The sequence below is a fragment of the Bradyrhizobium murdochi genome, from assembly GCF_000472965.1.
Taxonomy (GTDB): domain Bacteria; phylum Pseudomonadota; class Alphaproteobacteria; order Rhizobiales; family Xanthobacteraceae; genus Bradyrhizobium; species Bradyrhizobium murdochi.
The window spans coordinates 888,570-915,200 of sequence record NZ_AXAU01000001.1 but is presented as its reverse complement, the minus strand read 5'-3'; the positions used below and the strand labels follow the sequence as shown (position 1 = coordinate 915,200).

Below are 26,631 nucleotides of genomic sequence, written 5' to 3'. Positions count from 1 at the left end.
ACAAAGGGAGCGCGACCAATGTCCGACATTTCCGCGGTCAAAGCCCTGGTGTTCGACGTGTTCGGCACCGTCGTCGACTGGCGCACCAGCCTCATCAACGATTTCACACAATGGTCGAAAACCTCCGGCATCAAGGCTGACTGGACCGCGCTCGTCGACGGCTGGCGCGGCGTTTACATGGCCTCGATGGACGAGGTGCGCAAACATCCCGAACGCGGCTATCAGATCCTCGACACCCTGCACCGCCGCTCGCTGGAAAAACTGGTCGCGCAATTCGCGATCAAGGGACTGAGCGACGCCGATCTGCACTATTTGACGATGGGCTGGCACCGCCTGCATCCGTGGCCCGACAGCGTGCCCGGGCTGACGCGGTTGAAGAAGAAGTACATCATCTCGCCGCTCTCCAACGGCAACGTCGCGCTATTGACCAACATGGCAAAATTCGCCGGCCTGCCGTGGGATCTCATCATGTCGGCGGAATTGTTCGAGCACTACAAGCCCGATCCCGAAACCTATCTCGGCGCCGCCAAACTGCTCTGCCTGCCGGCCGAGCGGGTGATGATGGTGGCCGCCCACAATGGCGACCTGAAAGCCGCGCAGCAGAACGGCCTGAAGACCGCGTTCGTCGCGCGTCCGACCGAATACGGCCCGCACCAGAAATACGATTTCGAAGCCAAGGGCGACTGGGACATCGTCGCCAAGGATTTTGGCGATATCGCCGACCGGCTGGGGTGCTGACGATTGGCGAGGCGGGCTTATGCCGCGCCGGCCTGGATCACGCCGAACCAGCCGAGGCCCTTGTAGGTCTCGTAGCCGGGCGTGGCGTGGAAGGCGATCATCGCTCCGGAGCGATCCTGGTAGAAGCCGGAGCGCTTTCCTTCGAGCTGGAGCGAGACGCGCTCGGTGAGCAGGCCCTGGCCGTCGGACGCCGCGATCACCCGGAAATTCGAATCGACCAGCAGCACGCGCGCCTTGTCGGCCGCGCCGACGCGCACGCCTTGGACGATGGCGCGAGCTTGCGGTTCCCAGTCGAAGTGAACTGCCAGCACGCCGGTCGGCCTGCCGTGCGCCTTGCCGCCTTCGCGGACGCTGGCGCAGTAGGTCACCACCTGGGCGTTGCCGAGCAAAGGTTGGCATTCGACGTCGCCGACGGCGTAATCGTCGCCGGAGCGCAAGGAGCGCGCCGCGCGAAACCACTTGGTCTGCGCCACGTTCTGGCCCACGACGCCAAACCGATCGGCACGGCCGTTGGCCAGCACATTGCCGTCGAGATCGCAGAGCCAGAGATCGAGATAGACGGTATAGGCGCCGAGGATCACCGCCATCCGTTCCGACACATGGTTGACGGCAGTAACCTGCGGCGCGGCCGCGCAATCGACCACGGCGGAATCGGTTGCCCACCAGCGCACGTCGCAGGTGCGCTCATAGAGGTTGCGATCGATCAGCTCGATGGCGTTGAGCGACAGGTCGACCATGCGCTCGCCGCGCGAGCGGTCGGCCATCTGCGCGATCGAATTCATCAGGTTGCCGGTCCGGTTGGTGAGCTGGCTTTCGAGCTCGCGGGCAATCGTCTCGACCTGCTGGCCGACGTTGCGGACTTCCTGCGCCACCACCGCAAAGCCCGCACCTTGCGCGCCGGCGCGCGAACTCTCGATCAGCGCGTTCAGCGCCAGCATCTTCATCTGGTTGGTGATCTTCTGGATCGACTTGGTCTTCTCGCAGGCGACCTGGTTGACCTCGGCGGTCAATCTCGCGATCAGCGCGGAAACGTCGGATTCGTCCTCGGTGCCCGCTGATTTGGCCGGTTGTTTTGCGGTCGTTGCGGTTTGGGAGCGAAGCGCGACGGACATTGGCGGGAATTCCTCAGTCTTTGTGCGGATGTCGATCTTCTGCGGATCGGCGGGACTCAAATGAGAGCGTATTGGTCTCCTTTGTCGGGGATCATGGCTAACGATTGGTTTAAGTTCCGGCGGCTTGCGGGTAGTTTTACCTGACGAAGTTGCATCTTCTTTGTGCAAGTCGCATTTGTCGGCATGGCCCACAGCCCGCTTAGCCCCTATCTCTCGAAGGCATCATGATCCTTCCCGCATCCGCACTTCCCGTTGAGCTGCCCCCGGCGTTTCTCGGCGTGGCGCGTTCGGCGACGGGCAAATTGTGGCGCGACCGGCTCGATGCCAGGGGAGCTGCGCGGGCGCTGGCGATCACCCAGCGCTACCAGTTGCCGGAAATGCTGGCCCGCGTGCTGGCGGGCCGCGATGTCGGGACTGACGAGGTTCAGGATTTTCTCGATCCGACCATCCGCAAACTGATGCCCGATCCACACACCGTGACGCAGATGGAACTGGCGGCCAAGCGCATCGCTGACGCGGCCATGCGCGGGGAAAAGGTTGCGATCTTCGGCGACTATGACGTGGATGGTGCCACGTCCGCGGCGCTGCTGGCCTGGCATCTGCGCCATTGCGGGCTCGATCCGCTGATCCACATCCCGGACCGAATCTTTGAAGGCTATGGCCCCAACGTCGAGGCAGTGCGGGCGCTGGCCGCCAAGGGCGCAACGCTGCTGGTGACCGTCGATTGCGGCACCACCAGCATCGAGCCGCTGGCGGAAGCGCGAAAGCTCGGCCTATCCGTCGTCGTCATCGACCATCACCAGACTGGCGACGAATTGCCGGAGGTCGACGCGCTGGTGAATCCGAACCGACCGGACGATCTCTCCGGCCTCGGCCATCTCGCCGCTGTCGGTCTCGTGCTGATCACGCTGGTCGCTGTGAACCGCGAATTGCGCGGCCGCGGCTTCTGGAGCGCGGAGCGGCCGGAGCCCGATCTTTTGGGCATGCTGCATCATGTGGCGCTCGGCACCGTGGCCGACGTCGCGCCGCTGATCGGGCTCAACCGCGCCTTTGTCGCCAAAGGCCTGATCGCGATGCGTCGCCGCGACCATGTCGGGCATACCGCGCTGATGGATGTGGCGCGGCTGAACGGCCCGCCGGAAGCCTGGCATCTCGGCTTCATGCTGGGGCCGCGCATCAATGCGGGCGGCCGGATCGGGCGCGCCGATCTCGGCGTGCGGCTCTTGCTGGAGGGCGACGTCTCCGAGGCCGCGCGGATCGCGGCCGAGCTTGACCGCCTGAACAGCGAGCGCCGCATCATCGAGCAGGCGGCCGAAGCGCAGGCCGAGGCCGAGGCGCTGGCCTCGCTCGGGCTCGAAGACAAGGGCGCGGTGATCGTGACCGCCGCCGAAGGCTGGCATCCCGGCATTGTCGGTCTCGTCGCCTCGCGGCTGAAAGAGAAGTTTGCGCGTCCCGCCTTTGCCATTGCGCTCGAGCCCGGCGGCATCGGCACTGGTTCGGGCCGCTCGATCTCGGGCGTCGATCTTGGCAAGGCCGTGCGGCAGGCGGTGAAGGAGCGGCTTTTGATGAAGGGCGGCGGCCATGCCATGGCTGCCGGCGTGACGCTGCGCAAGGAGAAGCTCGCGGAGTTTCGTGCCTTCATGGAAAGCGCGCTGGCCGAGGACGTCGCCAATTCCCGCCATGAGAACGAGCTGTTCATCGATGGCGCCGTTAGCGCGCGCAGCGTGACCGTAGAATTCGCCAACACACTGAACCGCGCCGGTCCGTTCGGCGCAGCCAACCCGGAGCCTGTGATCGCGCTGCCGGCGCATCAGCTCGTTTATGCCGACGAAGTGGGGCAGGCGCATCTGCGCGTGCGCTTCAAGTCGGGCGACGGCGCCATCGTCAACGGCATCGCGTTCCGCGCGGTCGGACAGAAGCTCGGACACGCGCTGACGCAGAACCGCGGCCAGCTTTTGCACGTGGCAGGATCGCTCGCGGTCGATCGTTTTCAAGGTTCGGAACGCGTGCAATTTCGCGTGCTCGACGTCGCGGTACCGGATCCGGGACCGGCCGTGATCCGCTAGAACAAGAAACGTCTCAATCAACAAACAGAACGGGAGGAGAAATGGCAGGGCAGGTTCAGGGCAAGGTCGCGCTCGTGACGGGCGGCGCATCCGGTATTGGCGAAGCGGTTTGCGAGTTGCTGGCGCGCGAGGGGGCGTCGGTCGCGGTGACCGATGTCGACGATTTGAGAGGCCCTGAGGTCGTCGCACGGATCAAGAAGACGGGGGGAGAGGCGAGCTTTTGGCATCACGACGTGACCAGCGAGGAACGCTGGATTGAAGTCGTGGCCGAAATCATGAAGCGCTATGACCGGCTCGACGTGCTGGTCTCGAACGCCGGCATCGGAATTTCAGTGCCGTCGATCACCGAGATGTCGCTTGCGGACTGGCGGCGGCAGACCGCGATCAATCTCGACGGCGTGTTTTTGTCGGTGAAGCATTGCCTGCCCGTGATGCGCAAGACCGGCGGCGGCTCCATCATCATGATGTCGTCGCTGGCGGGCTTGCGCGGCGCGGCCAGTCTGTCCGGCTACTCCGCGACCAAGGGCGGTGTCCGACTGTTCGCCAAGTCGATCGCGATGGAATGCGCGACATTCGGCGACGGCATCCGCGTCAACTCGGTGCATCCCGGCATCATCGACACGCCGATCTGGGCCAAGATTCCGGTGGGGTCCACCGGCAGCGGACAGAACGCGCCGATCGATCCGGAGGAACGCGCGAAAGTAGCAACGCCGCTCGGCCGCGCCGGGCAGGCCGAGGAGGTTGCGCAGGGCGTGCTGTATCTGGCGTCCGATGCGTCGCGCTACGTGACGGGAACGGAGCTTGTTATCGACGGCGGCATGAATGCGGGTGGCGTGGCGCGACGCGCATAGACGAAAACGCGGGCGGCAGTGATCGACTGCACCACGCGCGCGTGCATCAGCGTGAAGGTGAGCTTTTGGCGAATTGCGCGCGCAACCAAGCTTGCGTTGCTTCGATCGGTTCGGTCAGGGCTCTCCGGGAGCCGCGCGCAAGATGCAGGGTGAAGCCTTCGATTTCCGGGCCGAACGGCACGACCAGCGTTTTGGTCGCGAGTTCCTCCGACACCAGCAGCAGACTGTGCAACGCGACCCCGGTGCCGGCGACGGCGGCCTGGATCGCATGGGTCTCATCGCTGAAGCGGAGCCCGGCCCGAGCATCGATACCGTCGATACCCGCGATCTTCAGCCAGCGCCGCCAGGTCGGATTGCCGCTGTCGCTGCGGCGCCAGTCAAAATGCAGCAAGGTCGCTGAGCGCAGATCGGCCGGCTTCTTCAGACCAAGACGCGGACTCGCCACTGGCGCAAAACGATCGATGGCCAACGGTTCGGCGTTCAGATCGGGATAAGGGCCAGGGCCATAGCGCAACGCGAGGTCCGCGACACCCGAATTAAGGTCCACGACCTCCAGGGTCGCCAGCAGAGTGAGATCGATGTCAGGTCTTGCGTTGTGAAAGTCCGCGATTCGCGGCACCAGCCACTTGGCGGTGAACGCGGGAGTGGCCGAAAGTGTCACCGTCGCGCGGCGCTGCCTGCGGCTCAATCCCTCGACGACACGTGCGAAGGAATCGAATCCGTCGCGCAGAACCGGCAGCAAGACTTGCCCCTCCGCGGTCAGCAGGACCTGACGCGTCCGCCGCTCGAACAGCGTCGCGCCAATCACCTCTTCCAATTGCCGAACCTGATGGCTGATGGCGGTCGGCGTCACGTGCAGCTCCTGAGCCGCACGCTTGAAACTCAGATGCCGCCCGGCGGCTTCGAACGCCCGCAGCCCGGACAGCGGTGGAAGACGTCTCATCGGCAGGCCCAGCAGATGAATGCAGCTCATCCATGTGATGAGCAATTTGCTTTTGTCAATGCATTCCGCCTGCTCCATCTAGTCGAACAAGGATGAAAGGAGATATGCCATGAACTTGCTACGGATTGACGCCAGTGCGCGGCCTGACCGATCGGACCGGTTCCCTCGCGGGTCGCACACGCGCCGCCTCACTGAACGCTTCGTGCAGCGTTGGCTGCAAGACCGGCCGGATGATCTCGTGACCGATCGGGATGTCGGCCAATCACCACCGCATCACGTCACCGAGAAATGGATCGGTGCGGCCTTCACCAAACCTGAGCTGCGCGAGCCGTGGATGAATGATGTGCTGGCGGAAAGCGACGCATTGGTCGATGAACTCATCGCCGCAGATTTGATCGTGGCTGGCGTGCCGATGTACAATTTTGGAATGCCGGCGCAGTTCAAGGCGTATGTCGACAATGTCGTGCGGGTCGGTCGCACTTTCGGCTTTGATCGTGCCAGGCCGGATGATCCCTATTCGCAGCTACTGGCTGGTAAGGGCAAACGTCTCATCATGCTCAGCTCGCGGGGTGATTACGGCTACGATCCGGGCGGACGTATCGCGCACATCAACCATGTCGAAGGGGCGGTGCGTGACGTGTTCGGCTTCCTGGGCATCACCGACTTCCACAGCATCGCTATCGAGTATGACGAGTTCGGGGGTGAACGCTTGAAGGCGTCGATCGCTGCGGCCGAATGCGCAGTGGATGATCTTGTGGATCGGCTGGCGAAGGAGGCCGAACCGCTGGAAGCAGCTTGACTGCAGACTTGATGGAGAGGACGCGGCGGAACCATGCGAGGTTGACGCTGCGTCGCTATCCGCCTTGCCTCAACCGCGCCAGCACTTTCAGCCCGCCATAACCATCCGCCGGCAGCAGCCCCATCTTGGTCTGATAATCCTTCACCGCCTTCATCGTGTCGTTGCCGACGCGGCCGTCGGTGCCGCCGGTATCGAAGCCGGCCTTGGTCAGCCGGGTCTGCAGCTCCTGCACTTCGGCCAGCGTCAGCGCGCGCTCCGAGCCGGGGAAGGGCTGGATGAAGGGCGGCGCGCCCAAGATGCGGTCGCCGAGATGGCAGATTGCGAGCGCGTAGTTCATCGACGGATTGTAGCTCTTCACCGAATAAAAATTCGGGCCCAGCAGGAACGAAGGTCCCCCCGCGACCGGCACCCACATCTGCGCCGATGCGTTCGGCTGCGGGAACGGCTTGNNNTCGGCGCGCGTGACGCCGGCGCTGGCCCATGCCGCGTAGGTACGGCTGCCGCTCGAAGCGCCGCCGGACGTGCGGACTTCATAGCCCCAGTGCTCGCCGCGGTGATACTTGCCGCGGTTGAGCAAATAGCGCGCGCTGGAGCCGAGCGCGTCATCGGGCTTGCCGAACGGCGAGACGCGGCCGTCCTTGTCGTAGTCCATGCCGACATTGAGCCAGACTTCCGGCATCCACTGGGTGTGGCCCATCGCGCCGGCCCAGGATCCCCGCATTTCCTCCGGCGTGCCCCAGCCGCGGTCGACGATCTTGAGCGCGTTGATCAGCTCGGTCTCCCAATAGGCGCGGCGGCGCGGCTCGTTCCAGGCGAGAGCTGCGAGCGCCGGAAAGATCGGCCGCATATGGTTCTGCTGCACCAAGGGATCGCCATAGGCGGACTCGACGCCCCACAGCGCAAGCAGCGTGCCGCGCTCGACGCCAAAGTCCTGCTCGATCCGCGCGAACAGCGCCTCGTGCTTTCTGAGCGCCTCGCGGCCGTTGATGATGCGCCAGTCCGAGACGCGGCGGTTGACGTATTGCCAGATCTGTTCGTGGAATTCCGGCTGCTTCTGCATCTGCCGGAATACCGTCATGTCGGGCTCGATGCGCCCCATCACCCGCGTCCAGGTCGCGTCCGAAATGCCTTTTGCAGTTGCGCGCGCGCGAAAATTGTCGCGCCACTGGTCGAAGCCGGCCGGCGCGGCCAAAGCGGGAAGCGTCGTCGCGAGCAGAGCGCCGGTGCCGAGCCCCAGCACCGCGCGGCGGGTTGGGGCTTTCTGGGAATCAGGCTGTTTCATGCCCGCAGTCTAGCGGCACGGCGGGCCTGCGCCAAAAGCCATGACGCCGCGGGAACCGGCGCTTCCTTCACAAATCCGCGGCGATTCTGGCCAGCCAGCGGCGGATCAGGCGCTGGGCGTTGGCGGAAAGCCCCGCCGCCAGCCGCCGCTCGATCGCCTGCGCGTGCCGCCGGCACTTGTCGAGTAGCGCTGCGCCCCGCCGCGTCACCGTCCACTGCAGCACCCGGCCATGGATCGGGTGTGGGGTCTTCTTGATGGCGCCGTCGCGCTCGAGATTGCGGATGATGACGCCGACCGTCTGCGGCGTCAGCATCGCCACCCGCGCAAGCTCCGCGCCGGATAGGCCGGGATAGGCGCGCAGCATCGTCAGGACGACGAATTGCGGCGAGGTGACGCCGAGCTCGGCCAGCGACCGCTCCATCGCCAGCCGTGTCGCGCCTTGAGCCTGGCGCAGCAGATAGGCGAGGTAACCTTGCTCGCCGCGCTTGCCTTCGCCGGGCGGCGGCGGTCGCAGCATCAATGACGCGGGAGTTTCCGCAGATTTTTGCCGCGACCGTCGGCCGGTCTTTCCGGCGGCCGGCGTTTGCCTCGCTTGTGGTTTTTTCGCCGATACGTTTCGCGATCGCGCTGCCATGTTTTGTGGTGTCTTGCGCAGCATATCAGTACTCTTATAATCAATCAGAGCACTGATAACATGAGGCACAAGAGATGTCACACGCCCGCAAAGAGTACAAAGATTTCATGTCGCTGACGCCCGACGCCTACGCGGCCGTACTGGCGCTCGGCCAGGTCGCGGGCAAGGCGGGCATGGACAAGCAACTGCTCGAGCTGATCAAGCTGCGCGCCTCGCAGATCAACGGCTGCGCCTTTTGCGTCCAGTATCATATCCTCGAGGGCGAGAAGCTCGGCGTGCCCGCCGACAAGCTCAATCTCGTGGTGGTGTGGCGCGAGGCGCCACAGTTTTCCGCGCGCGAGCGCGCCGCGCTGGCCTGGACAGAGGCGCTGACGCTGCTCGCAGACGGCGTCAGCGACGAGGTCTATGCGCAGGCGAGCGCGGAATTCTCCGAGAAGGAGCTCGCCTATCTCACCTCCGCCGTCGCCTCGATCAATGTCTGGAACAGGTTCGGCGCCGCGTTTCGCTGGACACCGCCGGCGCGGAAGCAGGCCGCCTGAGCGCGCCAGCGGTTAATGCCCACGGATTCCATTGCGGAGATTTGAACAGTTCCGCGGCCGAAGCGAACCGGTTGGCGGTTAGTTAGCGCGGCCTTCTGCTTGTCGCGTGACGTGACGCCGTACATTCTTCGGCAACGCATGCGCGACGGCGGCCGGTGGCTCGGTCCCGATCTCGTGGCCGCGGCCGCGGATCAGCCGTTCGTAGGAGGCGATCAGGGTGGTGTAGGGATTGACCCAGATCCAGCCGTCACGCGTGAACACCTGCACGTCGAAGTGGAGGTGGTACGACGTGCCGTTCGGGAAATCGAGATAGTTGGAGACCACGCCGATCTTCTCGCCCTCGGCGACCCGGCGCCCGTTGAGGATGCCGTCCGCATCCATGGTCGTCGGGTTCATGTGCATGTAACGGAAACGGATGTGCTCGTTGCCTGTGTTGATCTGCAGCGTTGCCGCCTGCTGCTTCAGCGAACGGATGACGACGCCGTCGCGGACCGCGACGACCGCCTGTTTCCTCGGATGGCAGGCGTTGTCGGCGCTGCTGTTCGGCGGACAGGGCGCGGGGCGGATGTCCTGGCCCTGGTGACCGAAGCCGGCCACACATTGGCCGACCTGGAAACTGCGGGCTTCGCAAAAATTATCCCGCCACGGATAGACGCCGCCGGACTTGCGCTTGGTGAACTGCTGCGAGCTGACCCGGGCCGGAGCTTTCTCCAGCGGAAAGCGGATCTGCGAGTAGGCGACGAGGTCGGCGCGGCCGCCGCGCCTGCGTGCGCCGCTGTTGGCAATGATGTCGCCGCTCGGACGATAGCTGAAGTCGGGCGAAAGGGTGGCCGGCCGTTCAGCAACCTCGGAGGGCATGTCGAAGCGCGGGCGCGCCGGCTGGCCTCCGGCGATGCGCAGCGCCTTCAGGAAGCGCTCGGCAATCGGGTAAGCCTCGCGGCAGGCCAGCCGCCGCGTCCGCGGCGCCGAGTCGAGACACTGGATCGACACCACATAGGGCACGCCGAAACGGGTGAAGGCGTAGCGCACGTAACCTTCGCGAATGAAACGGCGCATGTCCGGAAATTGCGACGCCAGCGCCTTGACCGGCTCGCCCTTACCGCTGAGCGGATCGGCGAGATCGTAGACGAGGATCGAGCCCGTAATCTGCACCTCGACCGGACGGGCGAAAATTCGAGATGGCAGTCCGTCACCGGCGCCGGGATCGAGTGAAAACACCGCATCGTAGCCGGAGGGGCCAGCGTGAAACAGGTCAACGGGGCGGAAGCCGGCCTGATGGCGTGACACCGCCGGGTGGCGCGTGCCACTGGCCTCGGCCTCGAGATAGGCCGCGGTATCAAAGGGCAACAGCACCGGCACCGGACTGCGGCCGATTCCGGCGAACATCGCCGAATTGATCGCGTTCAACTGCACCAGCGCGGGCGTCGCGCGCGGATCCCATGCCGGCACCCGCCGCTGGCCTGCGAAGGTGAAGCGCTGCGCGATCGCCGGCCGGGAATTGATCTCGCTGCGAAGCTGATCCAGAACGGCGCGCCATTCGACGCGAACGGCCGACATCGACGGCGTTCTGAACTCATTGGCGGAAACGCCTGATATCCCGGCGGGGAGCAAACAAAAGGCTGCCAGCCAACGCGAGAGCAAGCGGACAGCCATTTTACCCAATGCATCGCCCCCCGGCGTATGCTCCGTGGCCTATGGCGCGGTCTTAGTCCTTTGCGCGCTCGACGTAGGAGCCGTCCTCGGTCATGACCACGATCCGTGTTCCCGTTCCAATGTGCGGCGGCACCGAGGTGCGCACGCCGTTGGAGAGAATAGCAGGCTTGTAGGAGGAGGACGCGGTCTGGCCCTTGGTGACCGGCTCGGTCTCCACAACTTCGAGGGTTGCGCGCTGCGGCAACTGGATGGCGACCGGATTCAGGTCGTGCATCGACAGCTTCACGGTCATGTTTTCCTGCAGGTAGGGCGCGGCCGAGCCCACGATCTCCTTCGAGACCTGGACCTGGTCATAGGTCTCGGCATTCATGAAGTGGAAGCCGTCGCCATCCTCATAGAGGTAGTTGAAATTGCGGTCCTCGACGGTGGCCTTCTCGACCTGGTCAGTGGTCTTGTAGCGTTCCGAAACCTTCACGCCGTCGCCAATGCGGCGCATTTCGATCTGGCTGACCGGGGTTCCCTTACCGGGATGGATGTTTTCGGCTGACAGGACGACATAGAGCTTTCCATCTTGCTCGATGACGTTGCCCTTGCGAATAGAACTGGCGATGACTTTCAAAGCTGTTTTCCCGAATTTCTGGCCTTCGGCCGAACCGGACATTTGTGTCCGCAGGGCCAATCAGGCGGTTTCGGGCTGCAACATACTGATTTTGCCCGTCGATGCCAGCGTTTTACGGCCGTTCCGGCGAGCTGCTAATAGCCGGATTTCGCCGCGTTATATGACGAGTCTGGCAAAGTAATTTAGCGATGGGCCGACCGTTGCTGATGGCTTGAAAGCAATGGTTTAAGCGGTTCGCCAAGACCCGCAGCTTCGGCTGATAGCGGCGACATCGATCGGGCGAATGGACAAGGAGAGCGTCTTTCGACATGAAATGACGGAGCTGGAGCTGGATCTTGCTGGTTCCTCCTGCTCGCCGTGTCGGACGCAAAGAAAGTCGAATAATATCAATGGTATTTGCCGATTCCCTGAACGCCTTGATTGGCCCCGCGGAGGATGCCTGGTGGATTCGGAACCGCCTGTGATGGTTGATGTCGAACAGCACTCACCTTGGTGGTCGGCTACGCGGCATGCCGATCGAAAGCCGTTCCTGATGGCGCGAGCCGCGATCACGAGGGCAGTGCGAGGCTGGTTCGACGAGCAGGGTTTTACCGAGGTGGAAACCGGCATCCTGCAGGTCTCGCCGGGCAACGAGACGCATCTGCATGCTCCACGCACCGAAATCATCAGCCACGATGGCACGCGCGTGATGCGCTATTTGCGAACGTCGCCGGAGTTCGCCGCGAAGAAACTGCTCGCCGCCGGCGAAGCCAAAATCTTCGAATTGGCGCGCGTGTTCCGCGACCGCGAGCGCGGCGATCTGCATCTGCCCGAATTCACGATGCTGGAATGGTATCGTGCCGACGCAGGCTATGATGCTGTTATGGCCGATACCATCGTCGTGATCGCACATGCGGCGCAGGCGACCGGGATCCGGCAATTTTCGTTCCGGGGCAGAACGGCCGATCCCTTCGCCGAGCCGGAACTGCGGACGGTGGCGTCCGCGTTCGACCGCTTTGCCGGGATTGATCTGTTGGCCACAATCAGCAATGGCGAGGGCGATCGCGCGGCGCTTGCGGCGGCAGCAAGGCCGCGGGTGCGGATCACTGATGACGACACCTGGTCGGATATTTTCAGCAAAGTGCTGGTCGAGCATGTCGAACCGAATCTGGGGCAGGGGCGTTTGACTGTCTTGTTCGAATATCCGGCGCCGGAAGCAGCCCTTGCTCGGGCGAAAGCGTCCGATCCGCGCGTCGCCGAACGTTTTGAGGTCTATGCCTGCGGCGTCGAACTCGCCAACGGATTTGGCGAATTGACCGATGCCGGCGAGCAGCGCCGCCGTTTCGCCGCTGATATGGACGAGAAGGAGCGGCGCTACGGCGAGCGCTATCCGCTGGATGAGGATTTTCTCGCAGCAGTCGCCGCGATGCCGCCGTCGAGCGGCGTCGCGCTCGGTTTCGATCGGCTGGTGATGCTGGCAAGCGGCGCGCTGCGGGTGGACCAGGTGGTGTGGACGCCACCGGCAGGAGAGACATGAACAGGATCGATCCGAAACTTTTGGCAACGCTGCGGCAGCCCGCCGATCTCATCGAGCGGGGGTTGGCGAAGACGGCAGATCTCTCCGACCTCGAGCGGGTCGCCGCGCGCTACGCCATCGCGGTGACGCCTGATATCGCCAACCTGATCGACACGGAAAATCCTGACGATCCGATCGCGCGGCAATTCATTCCGAGCGCGCTCGAACTGGTGAACGCGCCCGGTGAAAATGCCGACCCGATCGGCGACGACGCGCATTCGCCGGTCGCCGGCATCGTCCATCGCTATCCCGATCGCGTGCTGCTCAAGCTGGTGCATGTCTGCGCGGTGTATTGCCGCTTCTGCTTCCGTCGCGAGATGGTCGGGCCTGGCAAGGCCACGGCGCTGTCCGAGGCCGCCTATCGCGACGCGCTCGACTATATCCGCAAGAACAATGAAATCTGGGAAGTCATCCTGACCGGCGGCGATCCGCTGATGCTGTCGCCACGGCGGCTGGCTGAGATCATGACGGATCTCGCCGCCGTCGATCACGTCAGGATCGTTCGCATCCACACCCGCGTGCCTGTGGCTGCGCCTGCGCGCATCGATGGCGACATGATCAGGGCGTTGAAGGCTGACGGCGCAACGACCTGGATCGCCGTTCACGCCAATCATCCGCGTGAATTGTCGGGCGAGGCCCGCGCCGCCTGCGCGCGGCTGGCCGACGCCGGTGTTCCGCTGGTGAGCCAGACGGTGCTGCTTCGCGGCGTCAATGACGACGCCGCGACGCTGGAAGCGTTGATGCGGGCCTTTGTTGAAAACCGAATCAAGCCATATTACCTGCATCATGGCGATCTGGCGCCGGGGACCGCGCATCTGCGCACCACCATTGCAGAGGGACGGGAACTGATGCGCAACTTGCGCGGTCGCGTCTCGGGCCTGTGCCAGCCGGATTACGTGCTCGACATTCCCGGCGGCCATGGAAAGGCGCCGATTGGACCGAATTATTTGTCGCATGCAAGTTCCGGGGAATGTGAACTATCCTCGGAAGCGCAGTATCGTATCGTCGACTATTGCGGAGACGTTCACCTCTATCCGCCAAAGCCGTGATCGGGCGATGAAGGAGGACGGCGAGGAGAAACGGGAGCCGCCGGAAGACGAGGGCCATCACGGAATCGAAAACGCCGTTCTGCTCGGCTTATTCGTGCTGCTGGTGGCCGCCGGAATCTGGTTACTCGGCACCATGGCCGATGTACGAAAGGCGCAGGACTGCGCTGCCCAGGGACGGCGAAACTGCGCAACGATCGACGTGCCCGGACGGACACGATAAAGGAATCTAAAAGGCGGAGAATCAGGATGCAAAGAACAATCTTGTCAGTCGCGCTGATGGTCCTGATCGGCATGCCTGCTGCGTTCGCACAGGGCGGGACGTCAACAATGCCAAAGAATGGCCCGAGCGCCGGAAAGATTCCGGAGGCGCCGATCGGACACCGTCAGCCCCGCCGCAGCGACGTGCCTAGCGAAAAGAACCTGAACGATCCGAACGATCCGCTGAACAAGGAAAACGCCGCGCTCGACCGTAAGATCAAGAGCATCTGCCGCGGCTGCTAGGCATGATGAAGCAAGCCTGACTCAATGTGATCCGTCACCCTGAGGCGGCTAAGCGTAGCGCGGCCCTCGAAGGGCGACGGCCACCAGCCGGGTCATTCATCCTTCAAGGTTCGCTTCGCTCGCTAGTTCACGGACCGTCACAGGTCGGAAGTCCGCGAAGATGACTGAACCAGCTATCGCCGGGAGAAAACCGGCGGTCCGGCTTTTTATTCGAGCCGATGTCAGGCCAGATCGCGCATGTGGAGCCACTGCCCGCACGCCGGGAGTTTCATGTGGTGGTCGGCCTCTATCCTAGCGATGCCGTTGACGTCCCGACCCGGTTTCGTCATCTGCAACGCCTATGACCTCGTACTCGAAGACGATGCCTTCTGGATCGTTCACCACGAACCATTCATCGGCGAGGTCCGAGTTTGCAAACACCTTGAGATGGTCACGGTCGCCGACCTTTTTCTTTGTATCGACGTAAATCCAGACCGTTTTCATCGATCTCGCGCCAGCTTGCGGCGTCCCCAGTGAGGGTCCTTGCGAGATAGGTTAAACTCCCGAACGTGGCCCCGGTTCAATGCTTTCATGACACCGACGCGCGAACATCGTCGCGCCGCCGAGTCCACCAACAGCATTAGCGCCTCGATCGCGGCCTGCCATTCCGGGGAGAGTGGATTCCTTTTTCGGCAACGCCGTGATGTAGCTGGCAGCGTCGCACAAGGTGACGAGCTTGCTGCCCCGGTAGCGGGCCGGCTCGTCAAACTCACGACCGCAGCCCGATTTGCGTTTAGACATCTCCCCGGCCTGCGAACCATCCAATCGCAGGCGAGGGGAAGGCGCAAGCGAGAACGGCCACGGCCACGGCTATCACCCGTTGAAGGGAACTAATCGATCATTGTCGGCTTAGTAGCCAAATGATGAGTGACTTTACGCCCAAGAATCGCATCAACAGCGAGCCAGGACGACCGCGCCGCTTACTGCCGTGGGTCTTACTTATTCTCCTCGCGGTTGCCATTGCGGCAGTGCTTTGGGCCAGCAATCGAATCGGATCCGAGTCCTCGCCATTAGCGGCTGTTCACCCCAATGCTGAGCCGTCTCTGGCTGCCGAAATCGCTGACAAGACGGCTAGACATGCTGTGGCCAATCTCCAGCAAACGATCCAAGAGCTCCAGGCAGCACAGGAACGTGCCGCGGAACAGATCAGCGGTCTACAGCGGCAGATATCGGCTGAGCAGGGCCAACGTAAGTTGCTTTCGGAACAGTTGGGTGGGCTTTCCGCTCGCGTGGATAGTCTCCAAGGATCGAATGCAGCAGCGCCACCCGGCCCGCCGCCACCTGCCAAGAAAAGGCGCGGGCAATGAGTGAGGGCTCAGCTTCCCCGCGGCTGCTGGACCTTCGGCAGGTTACGGCCGGTCAGGATCGTCATGAAGCTGCGCGGCATACCTAGTAAGTCAAGACCAGCAGTCGTTGCACAATCGCGCCTAAGCAGACGAGCACAACCAGTAATTTTAGAAGATTCGCTAGTTTCCTATCGGGGGCAAACTTTTCGATAGCCCAGAAACAAATTGCCCCCACGACAACAATGACCAGAACCCCAATCAGAACTGAAATGATCGCCATGTCGGCATCCCCCGAGCACTGCCTCTAGCGGGGCGAGCATCCTAGTGCTGTGGTCCCACGTCAAGAGCTTGTCAGCCCGCAGATCACAAGCTGACACGAGGAACGACTGCGTCAGGTCGTTTATCTGCAACCCCGGTCGCGATCTTGTCACCCTGAATTATCAGTAATCGAGATCTGACAGGAATGTAGTGTTCACGATTTCAAACTCGGACTCCAACCAACCTTTCATCAACTGCGCACGCGTCAGACGATGCGTTTCAATGTCTGAAGTCGTGCATTTCACCGCGTGATGATCGATGCCCGAAATCTCGAGCAGCGTGTCGAAGCTTGCCTGCCGATCTTCGCGATTTCCGACTTCGGCAAAGTAGATCGTATGGTCGAACTTTCCCGTCGCCCAACAAAATTGAACGGGAGTTTGCGCAATGTCTGCAATCGCCAAGTTCGGAGCGATCAGGGCTGCAATCAAGATCAATCGAATGAATGGTCTAATCATCACACTATTCCAAAAGAATGTCATTTGAGTTGCCGGTCCGCGGCCACTACCGCTTGGTAACAGGCTTGGCCGTTGTCGGAATATCGATTGACGCTGGTCCACCCTTTAGGCGCGCCATCTGAGTTTCGCTCGACGCTCTGAGATCGCGCGCAGGTCCATTTGCAAGAACGAGACCGATCGCGACAATGATCGCGGCCAAATAGGTGAGGTATAAGCCGCCAGTCCACCGACGGTAGGTGCGCAGGTCGCCCGCACTCAGTTTGCTGGGAAATTGCTGGTTGTTCGGAAATTGCTTCATCGAAACCTCGTTCGAAATAGAAGCCCCGGCGGAGCAATATTCCGAACTGCGATTTCGTACGTGTGAAGTATGCCACAGGCCCGCCGATTTTTTGCTGGTAGTCGCAGCTTTACGGCGTCGCGCGGGTGTGTACGCTTCGTAGTGCAGCTTCAATGGAAGCTGGGGCAGGGCGCGCCGATCGCGCCCTGCTTCGTCAACATTCGACCCGGGTGGCTACGCCGAGCGCTCCTCCCGGAAGCTGCGCGATGGCACGTTCCGCCGTGTTGCCACGGCATCAGCCAGCATGTTCAGCGCCGAGACCGTCGTCTCCCAGTCGATGCAGCCGTCGGTGATGCTCTGCCCATAGGCGAGCTGTTTGCCCGGCACGACATCTTGGCGGCCGGCGACCAGATTGCTCTCGATCATGACGCCGGTGATGCGCTGCTCGCCATCCGATATCTGGCGCGCGATGTCGGCGACCACCAGCGGCTGGTTTTCCGGCTTTTTGTTGCTGTTGGCATGGCTGGTGTCGATCATGATCCGCGGGGTGACGCCGGCGCGGACAAGTTCGACGCAAGCGGCATCGACGCTTTCCCGGTCGTAGTTCGGCTTGTTGCCGCCGCGCAGGATGATGTGGCAGTCCTCGTTGCCGGTGGTTGCCGCAATCGCCGAGCGCCCGCCCTTAGTGACAGCCATGAAATGATGTGGATGCGAGGCCGACTTCACCGCATCGGCCGCGATGCGAATATTGCCGTCGGTACCGTTCTTGAAGCCGACCGGGCAGGAGAGACCGGAAGCGAGCTCGCGATGGATCTGGCTCTCGGTCGTGCGCGCCCCGATTGCCGCCCATGCCATCAGGTCGGCAATGTATTGCGGCGTCGTCATGTCGAGGAATTCGGTCCCGGCCGGCAGGCCGAGATTGTTCACCGCCGACAGCACGTTGCGAGCGAGCCGCAGACCCCTGTTGATGTCGAAGGAGCCGTCGAGATTGGGGTCGTTGATCAGTCCCTTCCATCCGACCGTGGTGCGCGGCTTTTCGAAATAGACACGCATCACGATTTCGAGGCGGTCGGCGAGTTTTTCGCGCAAGGCGGCTAGCCGCTCGGCGTAATCAACGGCCGCGGCGGGATCGTGGACCGAGCAGGGGCCGACGACCACCAGCAGGCGGTCGTCGGTGCCGTGCAGGATGGCGTGGATGGCATTGCGTGCCGCCATCACGACGCGCGTCGCGGTCAAGGTGCGCGGTATCTCGCCCATCACCTCCTGCGGCGTACTCAGCTCTTTCAGTTCGCTAATTCGAAGGTCGTCGGTGGTGCTCAACACGGCTATGGCTCCTGTTTGAAAGGAAACCTGCCGGCCAACAAAAAAGCCGCCAGGTTTGGCGGCTGTTCGGACTTCTTGGCTTCAATTCGTCAGATTGAGCGCGATCCTCCCACCGCCAGCGAGCTGTCGTAGCTAAAATACCAAAAGTTGCTGGCGGCGATCATGATCATGGCGGCTCTATAGCGCACCTGCCGGGTCTTGTCATCCCATAATCGGCGGCGTCAGGACTTGCGGGCGGCGAGCGCTATGCCGACCAGTGACGCGCCGCCGAGCACGAGATTGATCCCGGCCAAGAGGCCGATCGCCCATTCCGCCGAACCCGGCAGGCCGGCGATGATGATGAATGCGATCAGGAGGTCCATCACGCCTGAGATCAACAGCCAGGACCAGCGCTCCGACAATTCGCGGCGGTGATTCAGTGCGTACATGATGCTGATGACGCCCTCGGCCAGAAAATACGCGCCGACCACGATAGTGAGCGTGAGGACGCCCTGCGCGGGCCGCGCCAGCAAAATCCCGCCGGCGAGAACGGCCAGCGCGGCGGAAAACAGCGACCACCAGAAGCCCGGCATCTGCCGCGCCCAGTAAGTGACGAACAGCCCAGCAATACCGCTGATCAGAAACATCCAACCGAGGAAGATGGTGACGGCGAGGCTTGCCAGCGGCGGCACGATCATCGCAGCCAGGCCGAGCAGGGCGAGCACGATGCCTTCGAACAGAAAAGCCTTCCAGTGCGCCTTCACCGCGGCGTTCATTTCGGACTGCAGCTTGCCGATATCAGGGGGAATATCTTGGGTCATTGGAAACTCCCGATGCCTGCCGCGCGGAGTATCCAACATAGCCGGTGCGCCGCCTGCGGGTAAATTGTTGGCTAGCTTTTTAAGCGAGATCAACGACTGAAGGATGACGTTCAGCCCGGCTCAGGCGCGGACGAAAATCCGTCCGAGGACGTTCTGATGCGATTGCGGCTAAACACATATACAGCCGACGTGGCCAGCAACAGCGCCAAGCCTATCAAGATGGAGGTCATGCCGAGCGGAATGAGAAGTAGCGACGCATTGCGCTCCGGACTGACGAACCAGTGATGAAGCGAGGTCAGGACGAAAGCCGCGCCGGCGAAGCCCGCACCGCTGCCTACGAGCAGCAGGGCCCACATCCGCCGCAACTGGCTCAGCCGCTCACGCGCGATCTCGGTGCGCGGCGCATGATGGCGGCCAACGCGCCGTACCAGCCTTATGGCAAACCCGATCGAACTGAAGCCGATGAGCAGGCTTGCCGCCCCCAGCAGCATTCGCACGTTGGGGCCGAGATCTGGATGTTTCTGCAGTGTCAGCAGCGGAAAATCGAATGCCGCATGCAGCGCGACCGGCGCGAACAGCGCCAGCGCCCAGCTCGAGATCCGCGCCCAGTCGCGATGATGGCGATGCGCGCCGAGCGCGGTGCCGGCGCGCGCGATCGCGATATAGGCGCCTGCTATGATGCCGAGTGCGCCGTGAAACGGCACCGTCAACACGCTGCGCAAAGCGGCCAGCGACCGCCACATGTCGGCATGCTGCACGAGATAGGCGAGGTTTTCGTAGGCCGCGAAGCCGAGGCCTGCGGCCGCACCGTAGACCACCGTATCCATTGGATCGGCGAACGCACGGCGGCGCACGGGCAATGACACTAAAATGATCACCAGGACTTTCACGATCTCTTCGGGCGCGGCGACCCCGAAGATCGAACGCAGGCCTTGCGTCATCCAGGGATTGCCGGGCACCGCAAGGATCGCGGCAAACGGGGCGCGCGCGACTCCCAAGAGCGAAATGCTGGCGGCCCCGAGTACGAAAGCGAGCCATACCCGCGCGGGCGGGCCGGGGCGCTCGTCCGCGGCAATGACGAGCCACAGCACCAGCAATGCCGGCGCGATGGCGGCAACGCCGATCGATGTAGGGAGAGCCTGCAGCAGCAACATCTGGGGAACTTTACCTCGTGCGAGCGTAAATGGCCGCAAATCCTGCCGTTTGCAAGAAAGTCAGACGCGACTCCTTGTCACCAAGGAACCCGCAGCCGAACCTGGCATCGCTCAGGCGGCGGCCCGTTGGCCGATCTTGCCCTGTACCACCCGCAATCCCGCCAGCGCGATCAGCGCGAAGCCGGCGCCGGCCAGGAACGTGCCCTGCGGCCCTGCGATATCCCAGAGTGCGCCAGCAATGACGCTGGCCGCGAGCATCGCTATGCCGCCGAGCAGGTTGAAGAATCCGTAAGCCGTGCCGCGCAACTCGGCCGGCGCGGTATCCGCAACGAGCGCGGCCAGCAGTCCCTGCGTCAGTCCCATGTGCAGGCCCCAGAGAATGACGCCCAGCGCAACACCGCCCACCGACGGCAGCAACGCCAACGCGATGTCGGCGGCAACCAGCACCAGTATGCCGCTCGCCAGCACGGCTGTGCGGTTCATGCGATCCGAGATGACGCCGGCAGGGTAGGCCGCGAGGGCATAGACGATATTCATGGCCACCAGCACGGCAGGTACGAGCGCGATCGGCACTCCGACATTCTGGGCGCGGAGAACGAGGAAGGCCTCGCTGAAGCGCGCCAGCGTAAATACGCTCGCGACCGCCACCACCCACCAATAGGCCGACCCCAGGTTTTTGATCTCAGCCAGGCTGATCGGATTGCGCACGGTGCGCAGCGCCCGCGGCCGCTCCGGCTCACGCACGGCGAAGACGATCAGCGCCAGCGCCAGGAAGGCGGGAATTACGGCAACCCAGAACACCGCCTTGAAGTTATCCGATGTCCACCACATCAGGGCGATGGCGAGCAAGGGACCGACGAAGGCGCCGATGGTGTCGAGCGATTGGCGCAGCCCGAAGCTCGCGCCGCGCAGATCGGCTGGCGAAAGATCGGCCACCAGCGCGTCACGCGGGGCGCCGCGAATGCCTTTACCGATCCGGTCGACGAAACGCGCGGCCACCAGCCAGCCGACGGTCGGCGCCAGCGGAAACACCGGTTTGGTGAAGGCCGCGAGACCGTAACCGATGGCAGCTAGCCATTTGCGTTTGCCGAGCCAGTCCGAGAGCGCGCCGGAGAATATTTTTGTGATGGAGGCGGTCGCCTCGGCGATGCCTTCGATGACGCCGACCGTTACCATTGATGCGCCGAGGACCGAGACCAGGTAGATCGGCAGCAGGGCGTGGATCATCTCCGACGAGATGTCCATCAGCATCGAGACGAAGCCCAGCACCCAAACGCTGGCCGGAATGTCCCTGATCGAATAGGCCGGCCTGGTTTCAGCAACCATGTCGCATCTCGCGTCGCCTCATTGCGCCAACAGCCGCCGGCAGGCGTCAACGAAGACCTCTGCCCCGGTAACGATGTCGGCGTCGGCCGTGTTCTCGGTCCAGTGATGCGAAATGCCGCCGATCGAGGGCACGAACAGCATGCCAGCCGGCATGACGGTTGAAAGAATCTGGGCGTCGTGGCCGGCGCCGCTCGGCATGCGGAGCGACTTGCCATCGGCAAAAGCTGCGCTGGCAGCCTCGATGGCCTGCTGGAACGAGCCATCCATCCGCGCGGGCGTCCCGGTGCGGATGCGCTCCACCGCGACGGCGCAGCGGCCTTGGGCGTTGACCTCTGCGGCCATGCTGTGGAGCAGTTCCTCCAGCCGCGCAATCACGGCAGGATCGTCGTCGCGAATCTGGAACAGCATTTCCGCCGCTCCCGGGATGATGCTGGGTGCACCGGGATCGAGCGTGATGCGGCCGGTGGTCCACACCGTGCGCGGGCCGCAGGCGGCAGGAAAACGATCGTCGATAGCGACGCAAAATCTGGCGAGTGCGAGGCCGGCGTCCCGGCGAATGGCCATCCGCGTGGTGCCGGCGTGGTTTTGTTCACCCGTGAAGGTGATGCGATATTGCCAGATCCCGACGATGGACGTGACGATGCCGATCTTGAGGCCGCTGCTTTCCAGCGTCTCGCCCTGCTCGATATGGGCTTCCAGGTAGCCGATATGCCGACCTTGTTCGCACCGCGCACGGGCGCGGTCGGCAAGGCCCGCGTCGCGTAGCGCGTCACGCATGCTCCTGTCATTGTTGCGGTCGCGCGCGGCGTCGATATCGGCTTCGGTGACGCCGCCGACATAGGACCGGCTGCCAAGGAAGTGTCCGAAATGGCCTTCCTCGTCGCACCATGAAGCGACTTCGACGGCGCCCTCAATATTTGGATCGGGATTGATGACGCGGGCGGCTTCGAGCGCATAGATCACGCCGAGCGGTCCATCGAGCCAGCCCGCGTGATTCTGGCTTTCGAGATGCGATCCCGCCAGCAGTTTCGGCCCACTTTTCGTGCTGGTGCCGAGCACGTTGCCGATGCCGTCGATCTCGCCGGTGAGGCCGGCCTGGGGAAGCCGTTGCACCAGCCACGCCAGCGAGCGCAGATGTGGTTCGGAGAAAGTCGGCTTGTGAACGCCGGTCTTGTAGGCGCCGATGGCGCGTAGCGCGTTGAGATCGGCGAGTACGCGGTCGCCATCGACGCGCGAGGATATGTCAGCCATGCTTTCCGTAGTTCTCCGGAGTAGAACAAAGTTCCCGTCACCGTTCTCGGAGTAGAACAAAGTTCCGTGAACGTCGCCAGCAGCTTTACTTATCTTCCGGAAAGCAGCGCCAATGCAATTGCTAGCATGCCATGATCACGAGCGCCGTCATCGCGCCAGCGGCTATGGTCTTCTCCTTAAGCGTGCAGTCACGCATTCCTTTCGCATAAGCTGTGGAGTGTCCAGACGCTTTGCGGTCCGGGAAACTCGACAGCCCGATTCGAGGCGAATCGAAAGACGCCTTGCGTCAGGCGTCGAAAGTCGCGTCGGCGGGTTAGGAGAGATTGCGGGGGAGGCGCAAAGCGATTGGGCATTGGCCGTCCCCTACGCGAACGAAATGTCTATTTCGATCTTCAGCAACTTGATCGCGCTGACGACGATGCGTTTCGCGCTTTTTCCCGCAGGAGGATCCCAGAAATTCGCGAGGAGCTCCGGTCAGGTATCCGGCGGAAAGTAGCACTGCAACGTAAAGCGGAGTGCGACGTAAAGCGCGACACAAGTTGTGATTGCGATAGCGGCCGTATCCATTTCCCTGTCCCTTTCTACATACGCGCCACGGTCCGTTTGACGGAACCTGCGGACGACGGGAACCTGAGCTGGGAAAATGGTTGCCTTAAGCCTTGAAAATGGTCGGCTTGGGCTTTGAAAGTGGTGGCAACGTGATGGCGCCGCCACTCGGAATAAAACTACGAACTCCTATATCATTGAAATCGCGATATGATTTTAAGCGAAACCTCAACCGTGGTGCCGCGTTCGTAATTTCCACCTCTCCGGGGCGGAGGCAGCGCTGGACTGAAAGTTCGCGGCCTAGTGGTCGGTGGAGCGTCGGTTCATTTCCTCCAGAAGCTCGCGCATTGCATCGAACTGCGTGCCGAAGCCTTTCCAATCTCCGGACTTCAATCGCTCCACTGCTTGATTGTAGCGATCCAGCGCCTCCCGGGCCCGACTTGCCGCCGGGCCTGTGGGGGGCTTCTCCTCTGTCGTGGCTGATGAAGCTGCCGGCGCAGCGCCGGGCTCCATGAACAGCGCTGACAAGGCCTCGGCGAGCGTCTCCTTCATCACCACATGTTCGCCGTAGGCTGCGATCACGCGCTTCAACTCCGGCAAGTGTCCGTGCTCCGCCCGCAAATAGAGCGGCGTTACATAAAGGATCGAGTTCTCGATCGGGATCACAAGCAAGTTCGCACCGCGTATCACCCGCGAGCCCATCTGATTCCACAGCGTGATTTGTTGCGATATCTCGGTAGTCTGATTGATCCGCGCTTCGATCTGGAATGGTCCATAGACCAGCTTCTCCTTGGGGAACTCGTAGACGATCAGCTTGCCGTAGCCGGGCGCGTCGCAGCGCGCTGCGAGCCACGCAATCATGTTGTCGCGGCGGCTGGGCACCATCGGAAGCATGAGGAAGAACTCGGCCTGCGGCTCGCCGGGCAGCCGCATGATGATGTAATAGGGCGCCATCGTTGCAACGCCGCCGCCGCCCGGCTGGCGCGGAAACTGCCAGAGATCCTCGCGGTTATAGAAAACGTCGGCCGCCTCCATGTGGTAGGTCTGATAGAGCCGCGCTTGAATCAGGAACAGGTCCTCCGGGTAGCGAATGTGCCTCTGTAGGTCCGTCGGCATAGAAGCGAACGGCTTGAACAAGCTCGGGAAGATACGCTGGAAGGTTGCAGCGACCGGGTCGCCGGTGTCCATCAGATAGAAATCGACGGTCCCGTTATAGGCATCGACAATGACCTTCACTGAGTTGCGGATGTAGTTGAGGTCCAGCCCTTGCGCCTGCTGTGCATAGGGAAAATAGGAACTCACCGTGTAGGCGTCCTGCATCCAGAACATCCGCCCACCGCTGATGACCAGATAGGGGTCGTGGTCGAGCCTGAGGAACGGAGCGATCGTTCGTACCCGTTGCTGGATATTGCGGCGGATCATGATCCGGCTGTCGGCGGTGATGTAGCTTGAGAGCACCAGGTTCGGGTCGTTGAAGTAATAGGCAAACAGGCCTCTCCACGCCATCGCTCCTATCGGAACGCCACCGGTACCGTCATAGGCCGCGTAAACATTGTCCTTTCCCTTCGGATAGTCGAACTCGGGCGTGCTCCCCTTGACGATGACGTAGCTGTCGGGTTCTTCGCCGTAGTAGATGCGCGGTTCATGAATCTGAGGGCCTCCGTCCGCAACAGGAGGTATGTCGCGCAAATATAGGAATGGCAGCCCCTCGGTGGTCTTGCGAGTGACCGGGCTCATCACCGCGCCAGTGCCGTGAGTAAACAGCACGTGACGGTTGACCCATGTCTGGGCATTCGGCGGCAGCAAGGAGGGCCGCAGTTCGCGCGCCGAGATCATTACGCTTTGATAGGAGCCATCGAGCCAGTAGCGATCAACGTCAAGATGATGGAATTTGTAGTAGGTGCGGATCTCTTGGAGCTGCGCGTAGGTGTCCGACAAGGGCAGCCAGTCCCACAGCCTGATATTTTCGATGGTCGCCTTGTTGGCCTCGAGCGTCTTGACGGTAAGTGTCTGTTCGGCGGCAAACGGCTTGGCTACGATCTGATCGAGATCGTATGCCTGCCGGGTGAGCGCGATGTTGCGTTCGATGTAGGGTTTCTCCAGCTCCAACTCGCTTGGTTTGACGAAGAACTGCCGGAACAGCACGGGAGCTACGCCGGACAGGACGAAAGAGCCGATCACGATAAGCATGACCGCGGCGGCAGGAAGCCGGTAGGTCCTCACCCGCAGGTTTGCCAACGCAGCAAACGCCGCAATGATCGACAGCCCGATCATCAGCCACAGGCCCGGCAGCCCCACATTCACATCGGTGTAGCTGGCGCCGACGACGACGCCGTTGTCGCCATAAAGCAACAGAAAACGGTCGAGCACGTACGACCAGGCCTTCACGACGAAAAGGAGAGCAAGCAACGCCGAGCCGTGAGCGATTGCGGTCGGCGAGATCGATCGATGCTGGATGTCGTATTCGATGTCGCCGTGCACCCAGTAGATCGCTGCGGCGAAGATCGCGCTCAGAACGAGCGTGAGCAACATCCAGTTTTTGACGATGATATAGGCCGGAAGCACGAAGAGATAGAAACTGATGTCCTTGTTGAAGAGCGGATCGTCTGCACCGTAGGGAACGTGATAGAAGAACTGCAGGATAATGCCCCAATTGCCGACCTCTGAAGCGGCGACCAGCAAAGCGAGCAAACCTGCGCCGCCCGCTATGACGCGGGGCCACCGCAGCCGATCGCGCGCGACCGCGAAAATGTCGGGTGACGGCACATTGCCCGCAAGATTCGAAACGAAGTCCGCGACGGATTGCGGCGGCTGCCTTCGGGCAAAGCGCACCGCGAGCCATCCGTTCAACCAAAGGACGACCGCAGTTCCGGTCCAGGTTGAAAGAAGAATGGCGGCTTTGGCGCCGATTGTCGTCCAAAAAACCTGCGGATAGCCGATCGCGGAAAACCACAGCCAATCAACCAGGAAGTCGCTCGTGAGCCAGAGCAGGATCAGGCAAATCCCACCGAAGACGGCCGCAATGAGGGAGCCGACCAAGGCACTGTGCCTTGGTGCCTTCCGTTCGGGTCCGGTAATCCCGATCGTCATGGCTTAATCATAGCGGAAATGAGGGACGCCTGCCGATTGATTCGTGGTCAGGATTGCGCGGCAAAAGGGGGATGCGGATGCTCGAAGCTCCGTCGCCGGCCCCCGGGACAGCGCAAAGTAGCAAATCGAAAAGGCGCAAAGCGGCAAACTCGGCGGATGCAGCCGCCGGCTATCAATCAGCTATCGAGCAACATGGAACTCCAGAACCGGAGCGGCATCGTACGATGTCGTGGATTTGGCGCTCCCTAGCGGAATCGAACCGCTCTCTCCACCGTGAAAGGGTGGCGTCCTAACCGATAGACGAAGGGAGCAAGAACAACAGGAAAATCAAGATGTTAGTGCTTGATGGGCCGTGTTGGCCGCCGGCCGTCCATGTTTGATGGGCGCGGCGACGGGCGAACGTATAGTGGCGTTTGGGCGGGTGG

General features: G+C 62.5%; 25 protein-coding genes and 1 tRNA gene. 9 read left to right on the top strand and 17 right to left on the bottom strand.

Going from position 1 to position 26,631, the window contains the following annotated elements:
* Positions 1 to 18: 18 nt before the first annotated feature.
* Positions 19 to 738: a haloacid dehalogenase type II gene (locus YUO_RS0104680; RefSeq protein WP_028346240.1), complete on the top strand. Its 720-nt coding sequence runs from the start codon at positions 19 to 21 to the stop codon at positions 736 to 738.
* Between the two features lie 17 nt (positions 739 to 755).
* On the opposite strand, the gene YUO_RS0104675 is transcribed toward YUO_RS0104680, so the two are convergent.
* Positions 756 to 1,850 carry a methyl-accepting chemotaxis protein gene (locus tag YUO_RS0104675; protein WP_028346239.1) on the bottom strand — a complete coding sequence of 365 codons (1,095 nt, stop codon included), beginning with the start codon at positions 1,848 to 1,850 and terminating at the stop codon, positions 756 to 758.
* 224 nt (positions 1,851 to 2,074) lie between these two features.
* On the opposite strand from YUO_RS0104675, the gene recJ reads away from it, so the two are divergent.
* Positions 2,075 to 3,916, top strand: a complete 1,842-nt coding sequence (gene recJ / locus YUO_RS0104670) for a single-stranded-DNA-specific exonuclease RecJ (RefSeq protein ID WP_028346238.1) — start codon at positions 2,075 to 2,077, stop codon at positions 3,914 to 3,916.
* Between the two features lie 41 nt (positions 3,917 to 3,957).
* Complete coding sequence (locus YUO_RS0104665) at positions 3,958 to 4,767, top strand: SDR family NAD(P)-dependent oxidoreductase (RefSeq protein ID WP_028346237.1); 810 nt, start codon at positions 3,958 to 3,960, stop codon at positions 4,765 to 4,767.
* Positions 4,768 to 4,813: 46 nt separating this feature from the next.
* Here the strand turns inward: YUO_RS0104665 and YUO_RS0104660 are convergent, their stop codons facing one another.
* Entirely contained in the window at positions 4,814 to 5,725 is a 912-nt protein-coding gene (locus YUO_RS0104660; RefSeq protein WP_430649530.1) for a LysR substrate-binding domain-containing protein, read from the bottom strand.
* A 94-nt stretch (positions 5,726 to 5,819) separates the two neighbouring features.
* On the opposite strand from YUO_RS0104660, the gene YUO_RS0104655 reads away from it, so the two are divergent.
* On the top strand, positions 5,820 to 6,509 hold the full coding sequence (locus YUO_RS0104655) for an FMN-dependent NADH-azoreductase (protein ID WP_028346235.1): 690 nt from the start codon (positions 5,820 to 5,822) through the stop codon (positions 6,507 to 6,509).
* Between the two features lie 55 nt (positions 6,510 to 6,564).
* Here the strand turns inward: YUO_RS0104655 and YUO_RS0104650 are convergent, their stop codons facing one another.
* Together YUO_RS0104650 and YUO_RS0104645 are read right to left on the bottom strand one after the other, a co-directional pair.
* Positions 6,565 to 7,791, bottom strand: a complete 1,227-nt coding sequence (locus YUO_RS0104650; RefSeq protein ID WP_028346234.1) for a lytic murein transglycosylase — start codon at positions 7,789 to 7,791, stop codon at positions 6,565 to 6,567.
* A gap of 67 nt (positions 7,792 to 7,858) precedes the next feature.
* Positions 7,859 to 8,308 carry a MarR family winged helix-turn-helix transcriptional regulator gene (locus YUO_RS0104645; protein WP_051379216.1) on the bottom strand — a complete coding sequence of 150 codons (450 nt, stop codon included), beginning with the start codon at positions 8,306 to 8,308 and terminating at the stop codon, positions 7,859 to 7,861.
* Between the two features lie 191 nt (positions 8,309 to 8,499).
* Between YUO_RS0104645 and YUO_RS0104640 the strand changes: the two genes are divergently transcribed.
* A complete protein-coding gene (locus tag YUO_RS0104640; RefSeq protein ID WP_028346232.1) occupies positions 8,500 to 8,964 on the top strand; it encodes a carboxymuconolactone decarboxylase family protein in 465 nt (154 codons plus the stop codon).
* A gap of 78 nt (positions 8,965 to 9,042) precedes the next feature.
* Here the strand turns inward: YUO_RS0104640 and YUO_RS0104635 are convergent, their stop codons facing one another.
* Complete coding sequence (locus tag YUO_RS0104635; protein ID WP_035725869.1) at positions 9,043 to 10,617, bottom strand: M23 family metallopeptidase; 1,575 nt, start codon at positions 10,615 to 10,617, stop codon at positions 9,043 to 9,045.
* A gap of 52 nt (positions 10,618 to 10,669) precedes the next feature.
* On the bottom strand, positions 10,670 to 11,236 hold the full coding sequence (gene efp, locus YUO_RS0104630; RefSeq protein ID WP_028346230.1) for an elongation factor P: 567 nt from the start codon (positions 11,234 to 11,236) through the stop codon (positions 10,670 to 10,672).
* Positions 11,237 to 11,699: 463 nt separating this feature from the next.
* On the opposite strand from efp, the gene epmA reads away from it, so the two are divergent.
* The 4 genes from epmA to YUO_RS0104610 are packed head-to-tail and all read left to right on the top strand — an operon-like array spanning position 11,700 to position 14,341.
* Positions 11,700 to 12,752, top strand: coding sequence for an EF-P lysine aminoacylase EpmA (epmA, locus tag YUO_RS0104625; protein ID WP_028346229.1), 1,053 nt, complete (start codon positions 11,700 to 11,702; stop codon positions 12,750 to 12,752).
* Positions 12,749 to 13,840: a lysine-2,3-aminomutase-like protein gene (locus YUO_RS0104620; protein ID WP_028346228.1), complete on the top strand. Its 1,092-nt coding sequence runs from the start codon at positions 12,749 to 12,751 to the stop codon at positions 13,838 to 13,840. Before epmA ends, YUO_RS0104620 begins: the two co-directional genes overlap by 4 nt.
* 7 nt (positions 13,841 to 13,847) lie before the next feature.
* Positions 13,848 to 14,060 (top strand): hypothetical protein, encoded by a 213-nt coding sequence (locus tag YUO_RS0104615; protein ID WP_028346227.1) that lies wholly within the window; start codon positions 13,848 to 13,850, stop codon positions 14,058 to 14,060.
* Positions 14,061 to 14,086: 26 nt separating this feature from the next.
* Positions 14,087 to 14,341 carry a hypothetical protein gene (locus YUO_RS0104610; RefSeq protein WP_028346226.1) on the top strand — a complete coding sequence of 85 codons (255 nt, stop codon included), beginning with the start codon at positions 14,087 to 14,089 and terminating at the stop codon, positions 14,339 to 14,341.
* A 291-nt stretch (positions 14,342 to 14,632) separates the two neighbouring features.
* On the opposite strand, the gene YUO_RS39745 is transcribed toward YUO_RS0104610, so the two are convergent.
* The 11 genes from YUO_RS39745 to YUO_RS0104545 form a co-directional block, all read right to left on the bottom strand.
* On the bottom strand, positions 14,633 to 14,824 hold the full coding sequence (locus YUO_RS39745; RefSeq protein WP_035725866.1) for a hypothetical protein: 192 nt from the start codon (positions 14,822 to 14,824) through the stop codon (positions 14,633 to 14,635).
* Positions 14,825 to 15,769: 945 nt separating this feature from the next.
* Positions 15,770 to 15,946, bottom strand: coding sequence for a hypothetical protein (locus YUO_RS45955; protein ID WP_156908475.1), 177 nt, complete (start codon positions 15,944 to 15,946; stop codon positions 15,770 to 15,772).
* A gap of 160 nt (positions 15,947 to 16,106) precedes the next feature.
* A complete protein-coding gene (locus tag YUO_RS0104590; protein ID WP_156908474.1) occupies positions 16,107 to 16,439 on the bottom strand; it encodes a hypothetical protein in 333 nt (110 codons plus the stop codon).
* Between the two features lie 46 nt (positions 16,440 to 16,485).
* On the bottom strand, positions 16,486 to 16,737 hold the full coding sequence (locus YUO_RS0104585; protein WP_028346223.1) for a hypothetical protein: 252 nt from the start codon (positions 16,735 to 16,737) through the stop codon (positions 16,486 to 16,488).
* A 213-nt stretch (positions 16,738 to 16,950) separates the two neighbouring features.
* A complete protein-coding gene (locus YUO_RS0104580; RefSeq protein WP_028346222.1) occupies positions 16,951 to 18,039 on the bottom strand; it encodes a 3-deoxy-7-phosphoheptulonate synthase in 1,089 nt (362 codons plus the stop codon).
* Positions 18,040 to 18,260: 221 nt separating this feature from the next.
* Positions 18,261 to 18,839 carry an HdeD family acid-resistance protein gene (locus YUO_RS0104575; RefSeq protein ID WP_028346221.1) on the bottom strand — a complete coding sequence of 193 codons (579 nt, stop codon included), beginning with the start codon at positions 18,837 to 18,839 and terminating at the stop codon, positions 18,261 to 18,263.
* A 110-nt stretch (positions 18,840 to 18,949) separates the two neighbouring features.
* Positions 18,950 to 19,993, bottom strand: a complete 1,044-nt coding sequence (locus YUO_RS0104570; RefSeq protein WP_028346220.1) for a PrsW family glutamic-type intramembrane protease — start codon at positions 19,991 to 19,993, stop codon at positions 18,950 to 18,952.
* 111 nt (positions 19,994 to 20,104) lie between these two features.
* Entirely contained in the window at positions 20,105 to 21,319 is a 1,215-nt protein-coding gene (locus YUO_RS0104565; protein ID WP_028346219.1) for an MFS transporter, read from the bottom strand.
* 18 nt (positions 21,320 to 21,337) lie between these two features.
* Positions 21,338 to 22,570 (bottom strand): Zn-dependent hydrolase, encoded by a 1,233-nt coding sequence (locus YUO_RS0104560; protein ID WP_028346218.1) that lies wholly within the window; start codon positions 22,568 to 22,570, stop codon positions 21,338 to 21,340.
* 846 nt (positions 22,571 to 23,416) lie between these two features.
* A complete protein-coding gene (locus YUO_RS0104550; protein ID WP_083754458.1) occupies positions 23,417 to 26,206 on the bottom strand; it encodes a UPF0182 family membrane protein in 2,790 nt (929 codons plus the stop codon).
* Between the two features lie 236 nt (positions 26,207 to 26,442).
* Positions 26,443 to 26,517, bottom strand: a tRNA-Glu gene (locus YUO_RS0104545).
* Positions 26,518 to 26,631: the final 114 nt, after the last annotated feature.